This is a genomic window from Caballeronia sp. LZ032 (assembly GCF_031451315.1).
Classification (GTDB): domain Bacteria; phylum Pseudomonadota; class Gammaproteobacteria; order Burkholderiales; family Burkholderiaceae; genus Caballeronia.
In genome coordinates, this window is sequence record NZ_JARUXP010000001.1 from 1208062 (window position 1) to 1229266 (window position 21205).

The window sequence follows — 21205 nt, forward strand, 5'->3', positions numbered from 1 at the left end:
GCCCATTTCATATTGAAACTGGGAGTTTCGCAACTGCTTATCTGCACCTATCCGCACGCTGCGCTTGGCTTCGCGCGATTCTGCAAGACCGACTAGATATAGGCCGTTAGCGCGCTGCCGAGGAGCATCGAGATCGCTGCCTTCTTGCGCCCCCACGCCTCAAGCAGCCATGCAGCGAAGAAGAAGCCCGGGATGCCGGCGGTTGAAATGATGATTGTGTAAAAAACGGATTTCGTCGCCTGGTAGCCCGCCGCCTGCAGCAGCGCACCGAGCCATGATGTCAGGCCATAGTATCCGAGTAGCGTGAAGAACCACACCACCCAGAGCATCAGCGTGCGCTTGGCGTAAGGCGCACGCCACAGTTCCGCGAGGATTTCGAGCGTGCTGTGTCTGCCGACCCCGAGCGCCTCCGGAATTTTTGCGATCGGTGGCAGCGTCATCATTCCCGAACGGCGGCGGACCTTCTCCTCGATCGCGGAGACAGTGCGCTCAGCATCCGCGTTGCGCCCCACGGTTTCAAGCCATCGGGGAGACTCCGGGACGGCGCGGCGGATCACCAGCAGAAGGAGGGAAGGCGCGGCGAGTGCGATGAACACGCCACGCCAGCCGGTCACAGGCATCAGGAAATAAATCAGTATGCCTGCTGCCACAAAGCCCACCGGAAGAAACCCTTCGAGAATGGCGCTGTACTTGCCTCGAACTCGGGTCGGAAGAAACTCTGAGACCAGGGTGAGCGCGATGGGCAATTCCATGCCCATACCCACACCAAGCAGCACTCGAGCGCCGACGAGTTGGGATGCGTTTGCACACAGCCCGCAGAGCAGACTTCCCACGCCCCAGATAACCATGCTGAACTGGAAAACGGGTTTACGGCCGAAACGGTCCGACAGGATACCTGCCAGCGCCGCGCCGATAAACATACCGAAAAAGCTGGAACTGGCGACAAAGCCTGCGGCTGCGGTGCTCAATCCAAATTCGGTCTTGATCGAACCTAAGACAAACGTCATCGCGGCGAGGTCCATGGAATCAAACAGCCACGCGGTGGCGATGATCAGAAAGATGCCGCGCTGGTATCTGGTCAACGGTAGCCGTTCCAGTCGACCGGCAGCGTTCACGGCGCCGGCGAGATTTTCAGCTTTCATCTGGATGTGTCTCCTTGGTTATGGCCCGGCCATGAGCGCCGCTGGCTATCGGTCGCGGTCGGCATGGCGCCGGCAAATGCGAATTTTCATGGAACATCAGTAATATATTACAGGCTGAAATTCGTGCGCATGATGGATTACCCGTATCACAGTGATGAGCACTAACATCGGGAAGTACCAGGACGTGTGATATATTTGTAGTATGTGAAACAGGCACTAGGCTATCGGGGGAGCAACATGCTACAGGTACCGAAATCAAATCCGTCGCTCGCTGACCAGGCGCATCGCAAACTGGAAGAATTGATCGTCACGCTCGAGCTACCGCCGGGTTCGACCTATAGCGAGTTCGCGCTGAGCGATCTCGTGGGGATCGGTCGGACGCCTGTTCGAGAAGCCGTCAAACGTCTCGAGGCCGGTCGACTTCTTGAGACAGTGCCGCGGCATGGGGTGCGCGTCTCGCGAATCGATCTCTATGAGCAGCTCCAGGTCATTGAGTTGCGTGCAGACCTGGAGCGCCTGATCTCTTCATGGGCTGCGATAAGGGCGATGCCTGCCGAGCGCAAGCAATTGCTGGAGATGGCAACGGAATTTGAGGAGGCGGCAAAGCGTGACGATATTCACGCCTACCTTAGGGCGGTCTTCGTTGCCAACCAGTACATTGCCCAATGTGCGCGCAATCCCTTCGCGTCGGCTGCCATCGCACCGCTCTTCGGATTATCGAGACGCTTCTACTACGTCTACCACGAAGAACTGGCAAATCTCTCGGAGGTATCGCGGCTGCACTCCGAGCGGGGGCGGGCGGTCGCCATGGGTGACGCCGCCATCGCAGAACAGGCTGCGGTCGAGCTGATGAAGCGAATCGAGGATTTCACCCGCAAGATATTCATGCGCGAGGCGGGGCGCAGCTCACCCTAAAGCGCGCTGCCGTGTGCTTTCATCAGGGCGCGAATCGTTTCACCCTGTAGGGCGCGGACGGTCACATTGTTAGCGAGCGCATATGACGCGGCAAGGCCGGCGGCGTGACCGTATTCGAAGCACTGGGCCGTTACGCGCGCGGATGCGAGCGCTTCATGCTCCGCGCTGAGGCAGCGGCCGGCCACGATGATATTTTCGCCGTTCTCCGGGATCATGGCGTTGTAGGGTACCTCGTAGTAATCGTCCAGTAGCCAGTGCAGTTTCGGTCGTTCGCCGGCATGGAGTTCGATGGGCCATGGTACACGACAGATTCCGTCCGGACGCTTGCGGCACTCGAGCACGTCCTGGTTCCGGAGGGTGTCGACGCCGACGATCGAACGGGTCTGTCGGATACCGGCTTCAACGCCCGTATCGATGACGAAGCTTCGTTCGCAACCGGCGACGTTTTCCGCGAAGAAACGCGCGTACTCGCGAACCTGCTCGCGACCCAACACTTCTGCCTGTGTGAAGTCCTCGGGATCAATGACGTTGAGCATGCGGCCATCCTTCGCCTGGAGGCGCGTGGCATTGACCAGCAATTCATGGTCGCGTGGTGTCGGAAACACCCAGATCTTCTCGCGCGGCAGGGTGTACCGATGTTCGGCGTTCGCCAGCCGGATGCGTTCAGTGACCCAGGGCGGGCAGATCGTATCGGAGCCCCACGCATCGAGGAAGCGGTCGCAGTCGACGTTGCCTAGTCGGAAGAACATTGTTGGGTTCTGGATTTTTCCGTTATCTCCGAAGGTATAGCGTCCCCCCGCGCGAGCCACGACGGATGCGTCGCCGGACGCATCGATGATGACCTTCGCCCTGACCGTGCTGCGGCCGGCTGAGGATTCGAGCAGTAGTCCCCGGTAGGTGCTGTCTTCGATCAGCACTCCTGTTACCACGGTGTGGTAGAGAAGCCGCACACCCGCGTCATTGAGAAACTGGTCTGCCGTCTCGCTCCAGACCAGTGGATCGTGAGTCACCGTCCAAGTCTTGCCGTAGATCTGGGGTGCGGTCAGGCCTCCCCGCTCACTCAGCCGTTTCCTGAATCGCTCCGTGAATCCGAACACAACCTGTTCAGGTGTTCGCGTCCTGTCGCTTGCCAGAAACATGCCACAGATCGTGCCGGACATACCAGCCACTGCGGCCCCCCCGCAGAAACCATAACGCTCCACGAGTATCACGCTCCGACCCGCTTCGGCGGCTATCGTCGCAGCGGCCACACCGGCCGCGCCTCCACCTACGACACAAACGTCGACCTCTGCGAGCAGAGGTACGTCCGTAAAGGCCGGCGAGTTGTGGATGGTTTCCCATCCGCGAAAGTAACGGTCAGATGTCATGGCTGTCTCCATTGGATATTTGAAATATATTACACGACTTTGCGCTGTAGCGAAGCCCGTCCTATTTTGCGCGCGCCATTACACCGAAACGGGTAAACACCGATGCTCATAACGGATACTAGTAATATATTACAGGTCAGGCAGCCTGGACTTCGGGCAGTTCAAACAGGAGAAGTAGACAGTCATGTCAACAGACGAGGCTCGTGTGCTGGATGCACACATTGAAAACGGCGTGCTCGTGCTCGCCATTGACCGGTTCGCGCGGCGCAATTCGATGGACCAGACACTCGTGAACGCACTGCGGGAGATGTTGTGGCGCGCTGATCGGGATTCCGAAGTGAAGGCGATCGTGCTCCAAGGCAAGTCCGGTGGTTTTTGCGCGGGAAGCGATCTTGGCTTCATCTCGACGCTGTCCCTGGAGGACATGGGACGGTTCGAGCAGGAGTGCGGCGACATCGGGCGGCTGATCGGTTTTGTGTCCAAGCCTGTTGTTGCTGCAGTGGCCGGCTTTGCCATTGGAGGGGGATTTACCCTTGCTGCCTGTTGCGACATCGTCGTAGCCGGTCGCGAATCCCGCTGGAGCATGCCCGAGGTGCCGCTGGGCTGGCTTACGCCGTGGGGATTGAAACCCCTGATTGAAAGGGTTGGCACAGCGCAGGCCCGTCGACTCTGCTACTGCCTTGAGCAGCTTGATGGCAAGCAGGCGCAGGCGATCGGCCTTGTGGACTACGCAGTGAACGACGACGAGGTAGAGGCGTTCGCACTGCAGGTTGCCGCGAAGCTTGCGGCGCTGCCGGCGCCCGCCGTCGCTGCGACAAAGCGACTTTTCGCGGGCTTGATGCTTAAGGATGCCGAGGCGATCGACTTCGAAGCGAACCGGCTGTTCGTGGAAAACTGCCGGGAACCCGCCGCGAGACAGACGCTGGAGCGCAAGCGCAAGGGGGTGGCCCATGAGTAAGGTCTGCACCGCTGCTGAAGCAGTCCGCTGTATTCGCGACGGAGACGTCGTTGCCAGCACGGGTGTGATCGGGTGGCTCACGCCGGACGCGCTGCTCAGAGAGATTGCGCATGCTTTCACAGTTGGTGCGGGAGCCAGCGATCTCACATTCTATTTTCCCGTCGGAACCGGCGACGCGCTAGCCATCCCGGGCATGGACCACGTCGCAAGACCGGGGTTGATGAAGCGCATCGTATGTGGCAATTACATCAACCCCGTCAATCCGGTGACAGGACAACGCCCCGCCCTGATGCGGCTCATTCAGAGCAACGAGGTTGAGGCATACGCATGGCCGATCGGCGCGTCGATGCACTGGTTGCGCGAGGTGGCACGTCGCAGTCCCGGTTATCTGACCAAGGTCGGCCTGGGCACCTATATCGATCCGAGACAGGAGGGTGGCCGGCTTAATGGCGCAACCCGCGAGCAGCTCGTGCAGGTGCGGGAGTTCGACGGGCAGGAGTATCTCTTCTATCCCACGTGGGACATCAATGTCGCCCTGATCAGGGCCAGCGCCGCAGACGAGTACGGCAATCTGTCTTTCGATGACGAACCGCTGCAGTCATCTGCGATTGCGCTAGCCCTGGCGACGAAGGCATGCGGCGGTACGGTAATCGCACAGGTGAGGAAGATCGTCCCGCGCGGCGAACTGTCTGCACATCAGATGCGGATTCCCGGCGCGCTCGTCGATCGTGTCACCGTCGACGCCGAAGCGATGATGACGACCGACGTTTGCTTCGATGAGCGTTATCTCGGGGGGAAGTTCGCAGCCGACGCGCTGCCGCCCAGTCCCAGTGGCGCTGACCGCATCATCGCGCGGCGCGCGGCGCGCGAAGTGCGTGAGGGGGAGGTCACGATCTTCGGCTTTGGGGCTTCCTCCGACATTCCGCTTGTGATGGCCGAAGCTGGGCTGTTCGACGACGAGGGCATCTGGCGATATCCGCATATCACTGAACACGGCGTCTTCGGTGGCGTGGTGATGAGCGGCTGGCAGTTTTCCGCGAACATGTTTCCGCAGGCGTTGCTCGACGGCGCGTACCAGTTCGATTTCATCGATGGCGGCAACTGCGATTTCGCCGCGCTCGCCTTTGCGCAGTTCGACGAGGCAGGTCACGTCAACGTCAGCAAGTTTGCGTCGTTCAATCCCGGCGCGGGTGGCTTTATTGACATCGCCACGAACACGCGACGCCTTGTCTTCACTGGGACGTTCACCACCGGCGGCCTGAAGGTCGCAACCGAAGGCGGCAAGCTCGCTATCGAGCGTGAGGGCAAGTCGCGTAAATTTGTCCGCAGGGTCGAGCAGATCACATATCCGCTCATTCAAGGTGTGCGGGATCGCGGCCAGTCCGCGCTTCTCATTACTGAGCGGGCGGTTTTCAGTGTGGAGCGCGATGGCCTTGTGCTTCAGGAAGTGGCGCCAGGCATCGACGTCCAGCGGGACATTCTAGGGCAGATGGAATTCGCTCCGAAGGCCATCGTCCATGATCTGAAGACGATGGATGACGGGCTGTTCCGCGATTAACACATAGACAGAGGTAAGAACATGTTGATGGACCTGGATTCAGACGAGAAGCTGTTGCTGGACGGTGTGACCGATTTCGCGGAGCGTGCGCTACGCCCGGCCGTGCGGCCATTCGTCGAGCGTCACGAATTTCCGACCGAACTGGTGCGCCAGTTTGCCGAACTCGGCTTTATGGGCACTGCATACGATCCGGAATACGGTGGTGGTGGTCTTGGTGTGCGTGGCTCGGCGCTCGTAACCGAAACTCTGGCCCGTGTCGAGCCGGGCTTTGCGGCGATCTATCTGTGCAACAGTGCACCGATGACTGTCATTTCCCGCTATGGCTCACCGGCGCTCAAGGAGCGTTGGCTCAAACCGCTTTGCGAAGGCCGGACACTTGCATCGTTTGGCGTGACCGAACCGGCGGGCGGTTCCGACGTGGCCAGTATCAAAACGAGAGCTGAGGAAGATGGCGATCATTTTGTCATCAACGGCGCCAAGATTTTTTCGACGAACGCTGGTACGCCACTGCATGGTCTGTCGACGGTCATCGCAGTAACGGATCCCGAGAAAGGGCCCAAGGGCCTATCGACGTTCGTTGTCCCAGTCGGCACGCCCGGCTTCTCGGTCGGCAAGGCCGCTCACAAGGTCGGCTGGCGAATCGCGCAGTCAGTCGAACTGTATTTCGACAATTGCCGTATCCCGAAGGAGTATATGGTCGGCAATCGCGGGGACGGCCTCAAGCAGATCCTCACGACCCTGAGCGTCGGGCGAATCCTGGTTGGCGCTGCGGGCCTCGGCCTTACGAAAAAATGTCTCGACCTGGCTCGTTCATACGGAAACGGTCGTCGCGTCGGCGGCGTACAGATCTTCGAGCATCAAGGTCTGACGTTTCCGCTTGCGACAGTCATGACCAAGGCGCACGCAGCGGAACTGATGATCCGCAATGCCGCGACACTTACGGACGCGGGCCGGAGCTTTCGCACTGAGACGTCGATGGCGAAACTGTTTGCAACGGAGCTCGCATCGGAGGCGGCAGACATCGCACTGCAGGTGCATGGCGGATACGGCGTGTTCGAGGACTACGAGGTCTCGGGGTTGCTCGGCGAGGCAAAGGTCCTCCAGATCGTTGAGGGAACGAGCGAGGTGCAGCGACTCATCATCGCCCGTGAGCTGGCCACTTCCTAAGCGGAGATTACGCATGAAAGTACTTGTCGCAGTCAAGCGGGTGGTGGACTACAACGTGAAGGTTCGTGTGAAGTCGGATGGTACGGGCGTCGATATCGCCAATGTGAAGATGTCGATGAACCCCTTCGATGAGATCGCCGTGGAAGAAGCGGTGCGCCTGAAAGAGGCGGGTGTCGCGACGGAAGTAATCGCAGTGTCAGCGGGAGCGGCGCAGTCGCAGGAAACGCTGCGCACGGCGCTCGCGATCGGCGCGGATCGCGCGATTCTTGTCGAATCCAACGAAGATTTGCAGCCACTGGCGATCGCCAAGCTGCTGAAGGCGCTTGTGGACAAGGAGCAGCCGCAACTTGTGATTCTCGGAAAGCAGGCGATCGACGATGACTCGAACCAGACTGGCCAGATGCTTGCTGCGCTGGCAGCCCTGCCGCAGGCTACCTTCGCGTCGAGTGTCGTCGTGGCCGACGGCAAGGCCACGGTGTCGCGTGAAATCGACGGCGGTACGGAAACGCTCTCGCTGAAGCTTCCCGCCGTGGTGACAACTGACCTGCGCCTAAACGAGCCGCGCTACGTGACGCTGCCGAACATCATGAAAGCGAAGAAAAAGCCGCTGGAGACGGTGAAACCCGAGAGTCTTGGTGTGGACGTCACACCGCGTCTGAAGACGCTGAAGGTGGCCGAACCGCCGAAGCGTAACGCGGGCGTGAAGGTGCCAGACGTGAAGACGCTTGTCGATAAGTTGAAGACCGAAGCCAAGGTGCTGTAAAGGAAGCCGAGAAAATGACGATTCTGGTTATTGCAGAACACGACAATGTATCCATAAAGGCCGCAACGTTGAATACGGTGGCCGCCGCGGCGGTGGTTGCCACGGTTCTCAACGACGAAATTCACGTCCTGGTCGCCGGCCACGAGGCACAGAATGCTGCCGATGCAGCGGCGCAAATTGCCGGCGTATCGAAGGTGCTGCTTGCCGATGCGCCGCAACTTGAATTCGGTCTAGCTGAGAATGTCGAGGCGACGGTTCTCGCGATTGCGAAGAATTACTCGCACATCCTTGTACCCACCACGGCCGCGGGCAAGAACGTCGCGCCGCGCATCGCCGCGAGGCTCGACGTCGCGCAGATCAGCGACATCACCTCCGTCGACAGCGCAGACACGTTCGAGCGCCCAATCTACGCAGGCAACGCAATCGCGACGGTTCAATCGTCCGATCGCATCAAGGTCGTCACGGTCCGCACGACCGCGTTCGATGCCGTGGCAGCCGAAGGTGGCAGCGCATCGATCGAGAAAATCGACGCAGCAGCGGACAGTGGACTGTCGCAGTTCGTGAGCCGGGAAGTGACGAAGCTTAATCGCCCAGAACTGACGAGCGCACCGATTATCGTCTCCGGTGGCCGCGGCCTCGGCAGCGGTGAGAATTACACGAGACTGCTCGAGCCGCTCGCCGACAAGCTCAACGCGGCGCTCGGCGCCTCGCGCGCGGCCGTTGATGCGGGCTACGTGCCGAACGACTACCAGGTTGGCCAGACCGGCAAGATCGTCGCGCCGCAACTGTACATCGCGGTGGGCATCTCGGGTGCGATCCAGCACTTGGCCGGCATGAAGGACTCGAAGGTGATCGTCGCGATCAACAAGGACGAAGAAGCGCCAATTTTCAGCGTCGCCGATTACGGCCTCGTGGGCGATCTGTTCACGATCGTGCCAGAGCTTGTTAGCGCGCTCGATGCCTGACAATCTTTACAGCGGGAGCCTCTCGGGTACGCGGGGAGCACTCCGGCGAGCTGGCAGACTCCGCGCCGACGCGGACGATGCGTCGCTATGGAGATGGTTCGCATCGCTCATGGAAAATTCGAGGATTCGATGGAGAGATACGGGGAATTGCTGGCTCGTTGCGGTCGACTACACGTGCGTGTCTAGAGGATATGATTTTGATGGTTCAATGCGTGCCGCGAAAGCTTCATGCGAGAACATGGACCTGAAACTCGTGGAAGCTGGCGCACGATCAGACACGGAGGATGCGTCACTGTGGCGATGGCTAACTATGCTCATCGACGATTCGCTCATACGTTGGCACCGGGTCGATGGCGGCTGGCTCGTGATCGTTTCGCGTCGGCGCTTGTCAACCAGACACGATTTCGAATGCGCGATCCGGGCGGCGAAAGCTGCCTGGATTGCAAGTCGAGCCGGAAAGTGATGGGCAATCAGGCGATTAGCTTCAACTCTATCGGAAGAGGTAGTGGTCTGTCGCTGAGTTGAGGCTACGGCAGCCGAAGTGCGAGCAGCCGAATCAGCCAAAGACATTCATGCGTGCAGGGATTCGGCCGTGCTCCGCGCGCCAATGCTAAATCGTCACGAAGTGACTTGTGTTTGCGCAACGCCGGTCCCTCGACGGCATTGGCTTCCGGCGCGTGCGACCACTGCTGAGATCGGTAACACCTGCGGAGATCAGTTCGTTCGAGGGAGCTTGACGTTCTCTCCCTTAGGGCCGAGAGAACGTCACCCGGAATGATGTGTTCGGATGGCGCTTCCAAGCAGCAGAATGCTCTTGCGTTGATAGACTTTTGTTTTCGAGATGGGGAGCGCAGCGAACTTTAGTCTAGCGGCTTGCCCAACATCGCCGAGTAAGATGAATTTTGACAGGCAACAACTCGAGACGTTCGCCGTAGTCGTGGAAACGCGACACTTTGGTCGAGCAGCGCACGCGTTGAATGTGACCCGAGGTGCTGTTTCGCAGCGAATGATTGCATTAGAAGAGGCTGTTGGCACTCCTCTGCTGGTACGCGACGGGATGATGCTGACCCCTGCGGGGGAAATCATGTTGCTCCATGTCCAGGCGCTGCAGCTTCTTGAAGCGGATACTCTGCAGCGGATCAAGCCGGCGGAAAAGGGGAGGACAAAGATTGCAATCGCGGTAAATGCTGATTCGCTCGCTACCTGGTTTGAGGCGGTCGCGTGTGCTATAGCCAAGGAGAATCTTTCGCTCGAATTGATCGTAGATGACCAAGACTATACCCTGTCGGTGCTGACGCGTGGCGAGGCGATGGGATGTGTGTCGACTGCGAGCAGCGCGCCAACAGGTTTCGTGGCGGAACCGATTGGCGAGATGGAGTATGAGTGTGTAGCGACTCCCGAATTTGCTAAGACACACTTCGCTGATGGTGTCACCTTGCACAATATTCTTGCCGCACCCGCAGTGCTTTTTAATCGCAAAGACGGGTTGCATTCCATCTTCCTGGAGCGCCTTATTGGGTTTCCCGTAAACGGATACGCGACGCACTTTTTCCCGTCTCCAATAGCGTTACTGTCAGCAATCAGGGCGGGCGTCGGATATGGACTTGTGCCATCCCTGCAGATTCAGTCCTTAATTGACTCGGGTGATGTGATCTCGATTGCGCCACAGCGTAAGATCGCGGTGAGCTTGTATTGGCATCACTGGAAGGCGGCGCCGCCCAACGCGCGCCAGATCAGTGAACTGATAATGCATCACGCCCGCGAGGTACTGACTCAACTGACGGCTGAATCACCGCACTATTCTGTAAAGGGAGGTCGATGGGCGGCAACCGGCTCTGTCGACGGACAGAACGATTCAGGGAACAGTTAGTTTCACGCAATTAACGGAGGCGACCTCGGCCGCTCATCTTGACGAGCGTCGGTCGAGCTCTCCGGTCGTTAAGAGTTCGATGTTAGCCGTCATTCGGGAGGTTTGCGATCGAATTTGACGTACGTAGCAGTCGCGTCCTTTAGTGCGTGTGGCAAGCAGCGGGGTGCTTAAGACCGAGCGGGTCCGCGTGCGCATGGGCCAGTTCGGTGTGGTAGTTTTCGGAGGGACGCGCAGCCTACCGGCGAGGTTTGCTGTGATGGTTTGCTAAAACTTTCCGAGTGGCTCGTTTTCTTGACACGTTGTTGAACGACGCCATAGCAGTGCGGCAATCAGGAGCACGGGAAGAAAGGATGCAGCCAACGGATAGGTCTCCGCGGTGGCCTTCAGTCCTGTCCACCTCACGAAGTAAAGCGCGATAGCTATGGAGCCGCCGATCGCCAGTGTTGCGTTGGCACGCCTGTCGGAAATTCGACGATTTAGCAAAGTAAGTCCCAACAGCGGACCAACGGCAGTAATGTAGACCATGTTCAGATCGACCATCATGTCGACCAGACTCTGGCCATGAATGGCGACTATCGTGCCAACCGCGATCGGCAGGACACGCGACCAGATAGGCCGGCCCACAGAACGCGGGCCTACAGCCGCGGTGGCGTCGGCCATTGCTCTCAGAACCGAGCAGCCTGCCCCGAGAGCAGTTGTGAGCAACATGACGATGACGAGAGTCCGCGCCATGGTCCCCGAATGTCCGGAGAGGGTGTGAATAAGCACGGCCGGAATGACCTGAACGGCGTCGACGAGGTGTTGAAGATGCCAGACCGGCGAGGCTGCGATGACCGCAGAAGCTGGCAGAAAGCCAATCAGGAAAACGGATACTGCTGCGAGGAGACTTCCGTTTCGCGCCATCGTCGGCGTGCGGGCCGCGAGCAAGAACTGCTGATAGTCTGCACCAAAGACTACCATGAGCACGACCGACGCGACTGTGGACCCTGTATGGTCAAGCGTCGATCCCCGAAGTCCGTCAATAAACTGGAGGGGCGCATGCAGCCACACGTCGAGTCCGTTGGTTAGGAACAGCGCACGCACGTGCACGACGTTGCATGCGAGCATGCAGATCGCGAACCCAGCAGCAAGCCACGACAGTCGCAAGGTCGAAAGGCAGACTAACAGCCCATCAACAATCAGAAGAGCGGAAGTCTGGTCGATACCTGCCAGTGTCAGTATCGCTATTCCTCCCCGAATCTGGGCGGCAAGCACGCCGGTCATCCATACAACGGACAGCAAGGCCACTGCGCGACCCACTGAGGCGCCATAGATTCGGTCAAACCTGATCCAGAGGGACTGCCCCGTTATCGAAAGGCCACGTGCGCAACCGGCGAGTGCAACCAGGCCTAACGCACTGGCGATCGCATAGAGACAGCCTGCCATTCCCCCGCGGATCGCGAGTTCGCCTGTGCCAAGGAGAAAGCCAGTACCGCAGCTTGTGGAAACCAGCAGGCTTGCAATTTGAACCGTATTGAGCTTCCGTTCAGACATGAGCCGCCCCCCAATTTGTTGCGCTGATTCGACCGCCTTTCACGTAGGAATCGCAAATGATCGCGCGTTCATTGAATGCAGAAATCATCTTCAGGCGACTGTGAAACTCGGGCAGGTCGAAGTAGGGGACATGTGGAAACAGATGGTGGGTCAGGTGATAGCCGTTGTGATGCGGATGCAGGAAGACCGAGCTGAGGCCATGATCCGGTATATCGCGGGTGTAGGAGAATATGCCGCCCGGTTCGAGTCCGTAGTGATCGGTCATTTCGCGAAACGTTGTGATGGCATGGAATGCCGTCGCGCGCGCGGCCATCCATAGAACAAAAAACAGCACCGCGAAATGCGTTCCGATGGTGACCTTTAGAAGTGCTTCGCATACGGTCCACCAGAGGACGATAGCAAGCATCTGACGCCGAGTGAGACGACTGTCGATGAAATGTCCGAGGACCGAGCCAGCCCACATGGACGGCGTGATCAGCACGCGAAGATAGACGCTGAACCAGTGGTCACCCGCGTGTGTGACGCTGATGAGATAGTCCGGATCGCGAGCCGGGTCGCCGAGTGAACCGTGATGCCAGGCATGCTGGAGCCGGTAGAGGCTTAGGTCGTTGAACAGCGGCGACGCAAGCAGGACACAGGCGATCCGGTCATTCGCATCGCGGTTGTTACTCAGGTTCTGGTGTCCACCCTCGTGCAGGAGATTACCCAACGCCCGCTGGCGGTTGCCGATGACGAAGATCGCAGCGATACTTGCCCAGACCCCAATGCGATAGGCAATCCACACGGTAAGGCATATGATTACCCAGTCCGTGGCGATGTCCGAGAGGGATCGCCAAGTTCTGGCGCGCGGAGTTTTCCAGTCCATTCCTGTTGAGTCTAGTGCGGCGTGCATGGTCGCCTGATCGGCAATAACGGATGATGATGCAGGCGATCTCATGGCAGGCTCCTTGTTATGTGAATTCCCCGGCGTTTTCTGATCGTTGAACGCGTATCTGTTTAGTAAAGGCATTGATCTGATCTTAGGCGGTCGATCCTGTCTGGGTGGCGGTAGTTAAAAATGCTGCCCGGTGTGCAGCATTTTTAAACTTATGACGCGTGTGCCACTCACGGCGGCATGACGTCACTATCAGGAAAGGGTGGAAAGTTGAGCGAAAAGGACCTTGCAAAGCTGTGTGCGACGCTCAGTCCTGCCATGGCGGAGGCGACCTATGTCTATTGTTCGTTTCCGGACTTCAACTTGCCGGCCGGGTTACTGGCCTTCTGCATCGTCCGCGAGCGCGAAGGCCTGACAGCGATCATCGAGCGTGATGAAGCGCTCCGGCGCGGACTCGCCTATACCTACGACGCCCGTCTCATCACCCTGTCAGTCCACTCCAGTCTGGAGGCGGTGGGACTTATCGCCGTGATTAGCCGCAAGCTCGCCGGGGCGGGCATCTCATGTAATGTGATTGCGGGCTACTACCATGATCACATCCTGGTGCCCACCGAGAAAGCTGAAGAAGCGATGACGCTCCTGCTCGAAATCGCCGCTTCGTCTGGTTGACGCGCACCTGGCCGGATGTAAAGGCTCTGAGATCCGGCTCGTTATTTTTTCTGTACAACGGGCAATTTTCGTTTCCCGAGCAGGCTCTGGCTTGCTGCGCGGCTACGCAATCAATAGATTAATGGGAGATCAGGGGAAGGGTGCGGCCCCTGCAACGGGGGACATGAGGCCTGATCAAGCCGTGATTGGGGCATCGATGTGGATATCGAGCGTTCCCGTGCCGCGCTGGAGAGGAGGGAGGATGTTCGAATCGGATAATGACCGTGTGGCGCGAGGACCAAAGGATCAGGGCTCGACGCCCGAGCTTGAATACTGGCAGCAGCGTAGTGAAGAAGCGCAGGCGCTAATTGCGCGCCTGACAGCGCGTCTGAGGGGGCGCGAGCGCCGTATTGCCCGTCTGGAGCTTGCTATCTCCCGGACCGTCGTGATGCATCACGTCTGGGCGTCACATCTTGAACGCCGGCTCGAGCGCCTGCCTTTCGCGCTTACCACTGTCGGGGACGAGACACCGTCCGTGAAAGCCGCGCAAGAGCGCGGCGTGACAGTACACCTTCCTCATCTGACGCGAACGCTCGAGGTGCTCTTTGAGGTCATGCAGGAGTACTGGTCGGAGTGGGAGCCGGATCGCCCGCCGAAATCGTCAACCGTTGCGCGCGCAATCGATGAACGACTCGGGCTCAAAGGGCAGGCCAACGGCGAGGCGTCGCGTAGTGCTCAAACCTTTGCCGCCGCACTTAGGCCGGACTCTGTCAATGAGTCAGATGGACGTCATCGTTGAATCGGCCTTCCGACGGGTAGGTCCGCCGATATGACGGAATTGCCCGTCAGGCCTCTCACCTGATTGAATGAGACCCATGCAGCAACTCTTTCGAACAGGACAGCGGGAGGTTGGCCATGTCGGTCCAGTTAAGGGGAACAGGCGCAATACTACGGCGCGGGCAGGTTGAACGGGAAGTTGGCCTGAAGCGTTCGACGATCTATCAGCGGATGCAGGAAGGGACATTCCCGCGGCCGATCCGTCTTGGCGAGCGCGCGGTTGGGTGGCGCGCATCGGACATCGAGCGCTTCCTTGAGGACCCGGCGGGATATCGCGTTCCGCCGCCTGCTGATGAGCGCCGCGATGCCTGAAAGCGACAAGCAGCGCTCTATCGATGCGCGTCTGGATAACTGGGCGAGCGCCAGTCGCGGCTCGTATGATCCGATCGATGCCCAGTGCGTCGAGCATGCGTGGCAGCGTCTCGCCGTACGTCAACGTGAACTGCTGTGCATGGCGTATCTGTGGCGTGCCGGTCGCGAGGTGATATGTCGGCGGTTGGGAATTCCGCGACATCCCTGGCACGGGTACGAGCGTGAGCTGTCGTCCGCAAAGCGGGCACTGGCGAGCCTGCTTGCAAAGAAGTCGTGACCTGAAGTGTCGGGCTCGATGTTGAAAAAAGTGCGGTTGATCGTTGCGAAACGATTTCGCGCTTCGTCAGTAATGCTCTGGAAGTAATTCGACAACCTGTTCCGGCCTATGTGCGACATGCACGGCCGAGTACGCATTAGCGGCCCCGATGTATCAACGGATGCGTGTGAGCATGGTGGTCGTTTTCCGATCCGGGATCTGCGTTCGCAGGTCCTTCTGTTACTTGCCTGATCGTAACGACTGATCCCCCTTGAGCCCGCGGTTTGCCTCCCCGGCGCCGCGGGTTCCTTTTTCCCCATCCGGTTTGACACGTCGGCGTTGCATCGATGGGAAGGAAGCGGATCATGAATATGCCTCGGTTGAAAACTGACGGATGGCGGCTGAACGGGATTCGCCGCATCGTGCATCGGTGCGCGCTTGCCCTGACAGTGTTCGCTGGCACGTGCGTTATCGCGCCAGGCGTGGCGCACGCGGATGACTGGGGCTGTCAGGTGCTGCTTTGCCTGTCCAACCCGGGCGGCCCGGAGCAGTACGGTGCGTGCGTGCCACCGATCGAGCGACTATGGAGTGCGCTGCTGCATGGCGATCCGTTCCCGGCCTGTGACATCGGCGCGGGTGGGTCGCAGCGAACGTTCGCTACCAATACGTTCGCGAGCGGGGGCTATTGCCGGGAAGACCTCCTCTACTGGGGCGGCCCGGAACAGAGCGAACTGATGTGCCGTGCCACGGGCGCGATCAATGTCGAGATCGACAACCAGCTCTATACCCGCGTCTGGTGGGATGTCGCGGGTGCGGGGTCGACCGTCACCGAGTACTACGGCACAGGCCGTGCACAGGTGCCGTCTCAGTTGCCCTCCGCGGTGCCATACGACCCATCGCGGTCTGCTGCGCTCTTCCTGCAGCAGAATGAACAGCAGAACAGCGCTGCCGGCAGGGGGCACTGATGCTGCCGCTCGATTTTGCCACGCTCGTGCAGCAGTGCGCCCCCCAGGTCTCGCCGGTCACGATGGCCGCGATCGTGCGGACGGAGTCCGGATTCAATCCGTATGCGATCGGTGTCGTGCACGGTCGACTGGTGCGTCAGCCGGCGAACCAGACTGAAGCCGAGGCCACCGCTCGCGCGCTTGCAACTGGCGGATGGAACTTCAGCGTCGGTCTCGCGCAGGTCAACCGCACGAACTGGGCGGCGTATGGCCTGAACGAGCAGCGCGCCTTCGATCCGTGCCGCAACCTGGCTGCGGGAGCAGCGATCCTCGAGGGCTGCTTTACCGCAGCGCGGGCTGCGCGGACCGATGGTCGGCGCGATCCACAGGCCGCGCTGCGCGCAGGCCTGTCGTGTTACGCGAGCGGCAATTTCTCGGCGGGCTATCGCACCGGGTATGTGCAGCGCGTGGTCAATAACGCCCGCCTGCCGGCGTCGATTCCCTCACATACCGTCGTGCCGGCGATTGAAGCCATTCCGGTTGTTCCGACTGGACCGGCTGGTCTTGATGAGCGGGCCATGCCCGCTACCCGGACCTCCTCACAACCAGCGATGCACCGGCTGCCGGATCCGGATCCGCTGGATACCGCATCGGGCACGAATGCCGATGACCCGCGCGGTAGTGCGGTGGTGTTCTAGCCCGTCTCCCTTCGATAGCAAATCCAGTTCACGTGGAAAGGAGCTTGTCATGAAGTTAGGAATCCGAATCGGAAAGAGGAAAACGGGACGCGTGCCCATCACGCTTTCTGACCGTCGGATGGCGCGGTGGGTTGCTGCCATCACAACAGCGCTGCTCGCGGCGTCGCCCGCGTGGGCGCAGCTGTCGCAGGTCAATACGTTGCTGAGCACGATCCAGACGACCCTGCTGGGTGTCGGCGGTGTGATCTGCTCGATTTCGATCATCTGGGCGGGCTTCCGGATGATGTTCCAGCATGCGCGATTCGGCGACATCGCGAACGTGTTTATCGGCGGCCTTTTCGTCGGCTGCGCGACGGTGATCGCCGGCATGCTGATCCCGACGACCTGATCTTGGGCGAGCACCATGAACCCGATCACGACTTCGTCAATCAAACGGCTCAGCGACCCGGTTTTCAAGGGATGCACGCGGCCCGCGATGCTCTGGGGTGTGCCGCTCGTGCCATTCCTCATGATCGGTGGCGGCATGCTGATCCCCGCCATCTGGGCGTTGCTTGCGAGCCCACCGCTCGGTGTGGGGCTTCTGTTCCTGATGATCCCCGTGTTCGTCGCCATGCGCGTGGTCACACGCCGCGACGACCAGCGTCTCGCCCAGTACGCGCTGCGCCTGCGCATGGTGCTTCGGCAGGGCAATCGCCGCTTCTGGAGCGCGCGCGCCTACACGCCGATTCGCCTGAAGAGGAGGGGCCGACATGCTGGCTGATCCAAGACAGGGTGCAAACTTCGGCGCCGTTGCCAGTCGCGAAGTGGCGCTTGCCGACTACATCCCCTACTCGGCGCATGTTACCGATCAGGTGATCAGGACGCGCGAGGGCGATTACCTGCGGATCTGGAAGGTTGCTGGTATCGCATTCGAGGCTGCCGATCCGGTGGACGTCCTCGTTCGTCACGATGGGTTCAACCAGCTCGTGCGTGCGCTGCCCGGTGGGCACGCCGCACTCTGGTCACACCGTCTGCGCCGGCGTGTGTCAGACCACTTTGACTCGCCTTATGGCAACCGCTTCTGCCAGGAACTGGCCACGCGCTACTACGCGAGTTTCGCGGGCTACCGGATGATGGCGAACGAACTGTATCTGACACTCGTCTATCGTCCCAACCGCACGAAGCTCGGGCGTGCCTTTAGCCGCGCGGCGCGCCGCACACGCGAGGACATCAGGCACGACGAACAGGAAGCGCTGAAAGTGATGGACGAACTCGGCGCCCAGGTCGAGTCGGGGCTGAAGCCCTACGATCCGGTGGCGCTTGGGGTCTATCACAGGCCGAGTCCCTTCACGAAGCGGCCGCGCCGGTATTCGTCTGCGCTGGAACTGCTCGGCTATCTCGTCAACGCAGTCTGGGAGCCGGAGCCGGTTCCTTCCGGGACGATCCGTGAGGCACTGCCGACCTCGCGCCTGTTCGTGGGCGTGGAGAAGGTCGAGATCCGCATGCCATCCGCGACCCGTTACGCCGCGCTGCTCGACCTGAAGGACTATCCCGAGGAAACCGAGCCGGGCATGCTCAATGGCCTGCTGTATGGCGACTTCGAGTATATCGAGACACAGAGCTTCACGATCCTCGACAAACCCGGTGCGAAGGAAGCGCTTGAGCGCCAGCGTAACCAGCTGATCGCCGGCGAGGACGTGGCCGTCTCCCAGGTCGAGGCGATGGATCGTGCGCTCAACGACCTGATCAACGGTGATTTCGTACTGGGCGAATATCACTATTCGCTCGCGGTGCTGGCCGATACGCCCGCTGCAGTCTCGAAGCACGTTGCGAGGGCCCGCACGCAGCTTGCCGATGCCGGTTTCCAGACCGCCCTTATCGATCTCGTGGCGGACGCTGCATGGTTCGCGCAGTTGCCGGGCAACTGGCGCTACCGCCCACGCGAAGCGAAGCTGACGTCCCGCAATTTCTGTGGTCTTGCGAGTCTGCACAACTTCGCAACCGGCAAACGCGATGGCAATCCGTGGGGTGAGGCGATCACGATTGTCAAGACGCCGAGCGGCCAGCCGCTATACCTGAATTTCCATGTCACGCCGGAGAAGCAGGATTCGGCCGACGAGAAGGCGCTTGCCAATACACAGATCATCGGTCAGGCCGGTGCGGGCAAGACGGTCCTCGAACTGTTTCTGCTGGCGATGGCGACGAAGTTCGGGCTGACCGCGGTGCTGTACGACAAGGATCGCGGCACCGAGATCGCGATCCGTGCGATGGGCGGCATCTATACGGTGTTCCGCCGAGGCGAGCCGACGGGGCTCAATCCGTTCCAGATGACGCCGGACGAGTCCGTACTCGACTTCTGGGAGCGGCTGGTGCGCAAGCTCGTCGATACGGGTTTGCCGTTGTCCGCCAAAGACGAATTCGACATCTCACGTGCGGTGCGTCAAGTCGCCCGCATGGAAAAGCCGCTGCGGCGCCTGTCGATAGTTCGGCAACTGCTGCCGAATGTAGGCGAGAACAGTCTGCACGCCCGTATCGCGAAATGGTGTGCAGGCGGCCGACTGGGCTGGGTCCTCGACAACCCGACGGACACCGTGGACCTCGCACGCGCGAAACTCTTCGGCTTCGACGATACCGAACTGCTCGATGACGCGGAAGTTTCGACGCCCGTCACGATGTACCTGCTGCACCTGACGGAAAGCCTGATCGATGGCCGGCGCTTCATCTATGTAATGACGGAATTCTGGAAGCGGCTGGGGGACCCCGTCTTCACGGACTTTGCGAAGAACAAGCAGAAGACGATCCGCAAGCAGAACGGGCTGGGCATTTTCGATACCCAGTCTCCGGCGGATGTACTGCGCAGTGACATTGCCCGGGCGCTGATCGAGCAGAGCGCGACATTCTTCTTCCTGCCGAATCCGCGGGCCGACTACGACGACTACGTGCATGGCTTCAAGCTGACGGACGCCGAATTCAACGTCGTGCGCAATCTCGGCGAGAACAGCCGCATGTTTCTGGTCAAGCAGGGGCATCGGTCGGCGATCGGAAAGCTCGATCTCGCGGGGCTCGGCGACGTGCTTGATGTCCTCTCGGGCACAACCGACAACGTCGAACTCCTCGACACGATCCGCGCCGAGGTGGGGGACGACCCCGACGTTTGGTTGCCGCGTTTCCACGCGCAACTGGCGAAGCGTCGGGCGACCGTGGCTACCCTGGCAACCCGGGCGACCCAGGCACCCCGTGCAGGAGGTGCGCAATGAGCGGCCTCTTCACCGCGATCGGCGGCACGCTCGAGAACGGCATGTCAACCTATGTCACGAACGTCTCGTCGGCACTGTCGGCCGCGCTTGTTCCCGTCGTGACGACGGCTGTGACGATCTGGGTCATCGCCTATGGTCTTGCAATCGTGCGCGGTGAGGCACACGAAGCCGTGCCCGCGTTCGCGTGGCGGGGATTGAAGGTGGCCGCCATCCTCGCCTTTGCGCTCGGCAGCGGGATCTACCAGCAGCAGGTCGTGATGGCCGTCAGCGGTGCCACCTCGGGTCTGGCCCAGACGATCCAGAACGCCGCCAACACCACGGGCGGCGGCAATCCGGGTTGTGGATCGGTGAGCGGCAGCAGCGTGACATCAACGGGCGCAACCGGCATCTACCAGACGCTCGACTGCTATGACCAGCAGATCGATCTGGTTCTCGATGCCTATTCCGAGAAGGCGACCCATGAAGGACTCAGCCCAAGCGGCCTCGCTGCTGCCATCGGTGACATCGTGTGCGGATTCATCGCGGCGGTCGGCGGCTCGATCTTCCTGATCGTGCTGGCGTTCGAGGTCGTGATGGGGCGCATGCTGCTCGACCTGGTGCTCGGGATCGGTCCAATTTTCATCGCCTGTGCAGCCTTTGCGCCGACGGCCCGTTTCTTCGAAGCGTGGACGGCGAAAGTCGCGAACTACGCGTTGCTGCAGGTACTGGTGGCCGCTTTCCTGGGGATGGCACTGACGGCCTTCTCGACCGAGCTCGCGCCTTTCCAGGTGACGACGTCAGCGCCAGGTACCAACGCGGCGGCGCTTGTGGCGGCCAGTCAGGCTGCGCTCGAAGCTGCGTCGGCGTGGGGTGCGGCGCTCGGCATGTTTGCGACGGCGATTTTTCTGGCGATGGTTGGCTGGCAATTGCCGTCTGTGGCGTCCGGCCTGTCAGGGGGCGCGACCGTGTCTGGCTTTGGTGCGTTCATAGCTGGCGTGGCATCACGGCGCCTCGCCACCGTGATCGGTCAGATGCTCACCCGCAGCGGCAATGGTCCGCGTCCTGGCGGCACGATCCGTGACCGGACAGGCTCTGGAGGCGGATCGGGAAATTCATCGGGCGGTGTTGCGCCGGCTTACCAGCGCGCCGCGCACGCCAACCTTGGACAGGGCAGTTGAGAGAG

General features: G+C 60.4%; 20 protein-coding genes and 1 pseudogene. 17 read left to right on the top strand and 4 right to left on the bottom strand.

From position 1 onward, the window contains the following. Positions 1–95: 95 nt before the first annotated feature. Positions 96–1142: pseudogene (locus QCE69_RS05615) on the bottom strand (MFS transporter); the annotation flags it as partial. Between the two features lie 237 nt (positions 1143–1379). Here QCE69_RS05615 and QCE69_RS05620 point away from each other — a divergent pair. After that, the gene (locus tag QCE69_RS05620; protein ID WP_201650248.1) at positions 1380–2057 is read left to right on the top strand and encodes a GntR family transcriptional regulator; all 678 of its coding nucleotides are present in this window, start codon (positions 1380–1382) and stop codon (positions 2055–2057) included. Here QCE69_RS05620 and QCE69_RS05625 read toward each other — a convergent pair. Then, a complete protein-coding gene (locus tag QCE69_RS05625; RefSeq protein WP_309929813.1) occupies positions 2054–3424 on the bottom strand; it encodes an FAD-dependent oxidoreductase in 1371 nt (456 codons plus the stop codon). The two genes, QCE69_RS05620 and QCE69_RS05625, sit on opposite strands and share 4 nt — an antisense overlap. A gap of 184 nt (positions 3425–3608) precedes the next feature. On the opposite strand from QCE69_RS05625, the gene QCE69_RS05630 reads away from it, so the two are divergent. The 6 genes from QCE69_RS05630 to QCE69_RS05655 all read left to right on the top strand — a co-directional run bounded on the left by QCE69_RS05630 (position 3609) and on the right by QCE69_RS05655 (position 10705). Continuing rightward, positions 3609–4382, top strand: coding sequence for an enoyl-CoA hydratase/isomerase family protein (locus QCE69_RS05630; protein ID WP_309929814.1), 774 nt, complete (start codon positions 3609–3611; stop codon positions 4380–4382). Continuing rightward, positions 4375–5940: a CoA-transferase gene (locus QCE69_RS05635; protein WP_309929815.1), complete on the top strand. Its 1566-nt coding sequence runs from the start codon at positions 4375–4377 to the stop codon at positions 5938–5940. Before QCE69_RS05630 ends, QCE69_RS05635 begins: the two co-directional genes overlap by 8 nt. A 21-nt stretch (positions 5941–5961) precedes the next feature. Further along, complete coding sequence (locus QCE69_RS05640; RefSeq protein WP_201650252.1) at positions 5962–7107, top strand: acyl-CoA dehydrogenase family protein; 1146 nt, start codon at positions 5962–5964, stop codon at positions 7105–7107. Between the two features lie 13 nt (positions 7108–7120). Beyond that, positions 7121–7870: an electron transfer flavoprotein subunit beta/FixA family protein gene (locus QCE69_RS05645; RefSeq protein ID WP_201650253.1), complete on the top strand. Its 750-nt coding sequence runs from the start codon at positions 7121–7123 to the stop codon at positions 7868–7870. Positions 7871–7884: 14 nt separating this feature from the next. Beyond that, entirely contained in the window at positions 7885–8835 is a 951-nt protein-coding gene (locus QCE69_RS05650) for an electron transfer flavoprotein subunit alpha/FixB family protein (RefSeq protein ID WP_309929818.1), read from the top strand. Positions 8836–9730: 895 nt separating this feature from the next. Next, positions 9731–10705, top strand: coding sequence for an HTH-type transcriptional regulator ArgP (locus QCE69_RS05655; RefSeq protein ID WP_309929820.1), 975 nt, complete (start codon positions 9731–9733; stop codon positions 10703–10705). Between the two features lie 264 nt (positions 10706–10969). Here the strand turns inward: QCE69_RS05655 and QCE69_RS05660 are convergent, their stop codons facing one another. Both QCE69_RS05660 and QCE69_RS05665 read right to left on the bottom strand, forming a co-directional pair. Next, a complete protein-coding gene (locus QCE69_RS05660; RefSeq protein WP_309929823.1) occupies positions 10970–12238 on the bottom strand; it encodes a hypothetical protein in 1269 nt (422 codons plus the stop codon). Next, positions 12231–13175, bottom strand: a complete 945-nt coding sequence (locus tag QCE69_RS05665) for a fatty acid desaturase (RefSeq protein ID WP_309929825.1) — start codon at positions 13173–13175, stop codon at positions 12231–12233. The genes QCE69_RS05660 and QCE69_RS05665 overlap by 8 nt, the downstream gene beginning before the upstream one ends. Before the next feature lie 207 nt (positions 13176–13382). On the opposite strand from QCE69_RS05665, the gene QCE69_RS05670 reads away from it, so the two are divergent. From QCE69_RS05670 to QCE69_RS05715, 10 genes are all read left to right on the top strand, one after another. Then, positions 13383–13781: an ACT domain-containing protein gene (locus QCE69_RS05670; protein ID WP_201661335.1), complete on the top strand. Its 399-nt coding sequence runs from the start codon at positions 13383–13385 to the stop codon at positions 13779–13781. 241 nt (positions 13782–14022) lie between these two features. Beyond that, positions 14023–14559: a hypothetical protein gene (locus tag QCE69_RS05675; protein WP_309929829.1), complete on the top strand. Its 537-nt coding sequence runs from the start codon at positions 14023–14025 to the stop codon at positions 14557–14559. 116 nt (positions 14560–14675) lie between these two features. Then, positions 14676–14909, top strand: coding sequence for an AlpA family transcriptional regulator (locus QCE69_RS05680; RefSeq protein WP_201661341.1), 234 nt, complete (start codon positions 14676–14678; stop codon positions 14907–14909). Further along, on the top strand, positions 14902–15186 hold the full coding sequence (locus QCE69_RS05685) for a hypothetical protein (protein ID WP_309929831.1): 285 nt from the start codon (positions 14902–14904) through the stop codon (positions 15184–15186). The genes QCE69_RS05680 and QCE69_RS05685 overlap by 8 nt, the downstream gene beginning before the upstream one ends. Positions 15187–15530: 344 nt before the next feature. Next, positions 15531–16130 (top strand): hypothetical protein, encoded by a 600-nt coding sequence (locus tag QCE69_RS05690; RefSeq protein ID WP_309929833.1) that lies wholly within the window; start codon positions 15531–15533, stop codon positions 16128–16130. Further along, complete coding sequence (locus QCE69_RS05695) at positions 16130–16807, top strand: lytic transglycosylase domain-containing protein (protein WP_201661350.1); 678 nt, start codon at positions 16130–16132, stop codon at positions 16805–16807. The genes QCE69_RS05690 and QCE69_RS05695 overlap by 1 nt, the downstream gene beginning before the upstream one ends. A 118-nt stretch (positions 16808–16925) precedes the next feature. Further along, positions 16926–17195 carry a TrbC/VirB2 family protein gene (locus tag QCE69_RS05700; RefSeq protein WP_409021196.1) on the top strand — a complete coding sequence of 90 codons (270 nt, stop codon included), beginning with the start codon at positions 16926–16928 and terminating at the stop codon, positions 17193–17195. Positions 17196–17210: 15 nt separating this feature from the next. Further along, on the top strand, positions 17211–17567 hold the full coding sequence (locus QCE69_RS05705) for a type IV secretion system protein VirB3 (RefSeq protein ID WP_201661356.1): 357 nt from the start codon (positions 17211–17213) through the stop codon (positions 17565–17567). Next, positions 17557–20043, top strand: a complete 2487-nt coding sequence (locus tag QCE69_RS05710) for a VirB4 family type IV secretion/conjugal transfer ATPase (protein WP_309929837.1) — start codon at positions 17557–17559, stop codon at positions 20041–20043. The genes QCE69_RS05705 and QCE69_RS05710 overlap by 11 nt, the downstream gene beginning before the upstream one ends. Further along, positions 20040–21200: a type IV secretion system protein gene (locus QCE69_RS05715; RefSeq protein WP_309929839.1), complete on the top strand. Its 1161-nt coding sequence runs from the start codon at positions 20040–20042 to the stop codon at positions 21198–21200. The genes QCE69_RS05710 and QCE69_RS05715 overlap by 4 nt, the downstream gene beginning before the upstream one ends. Positions 21201–21205 lie beyond the last annotated feature (5 nt).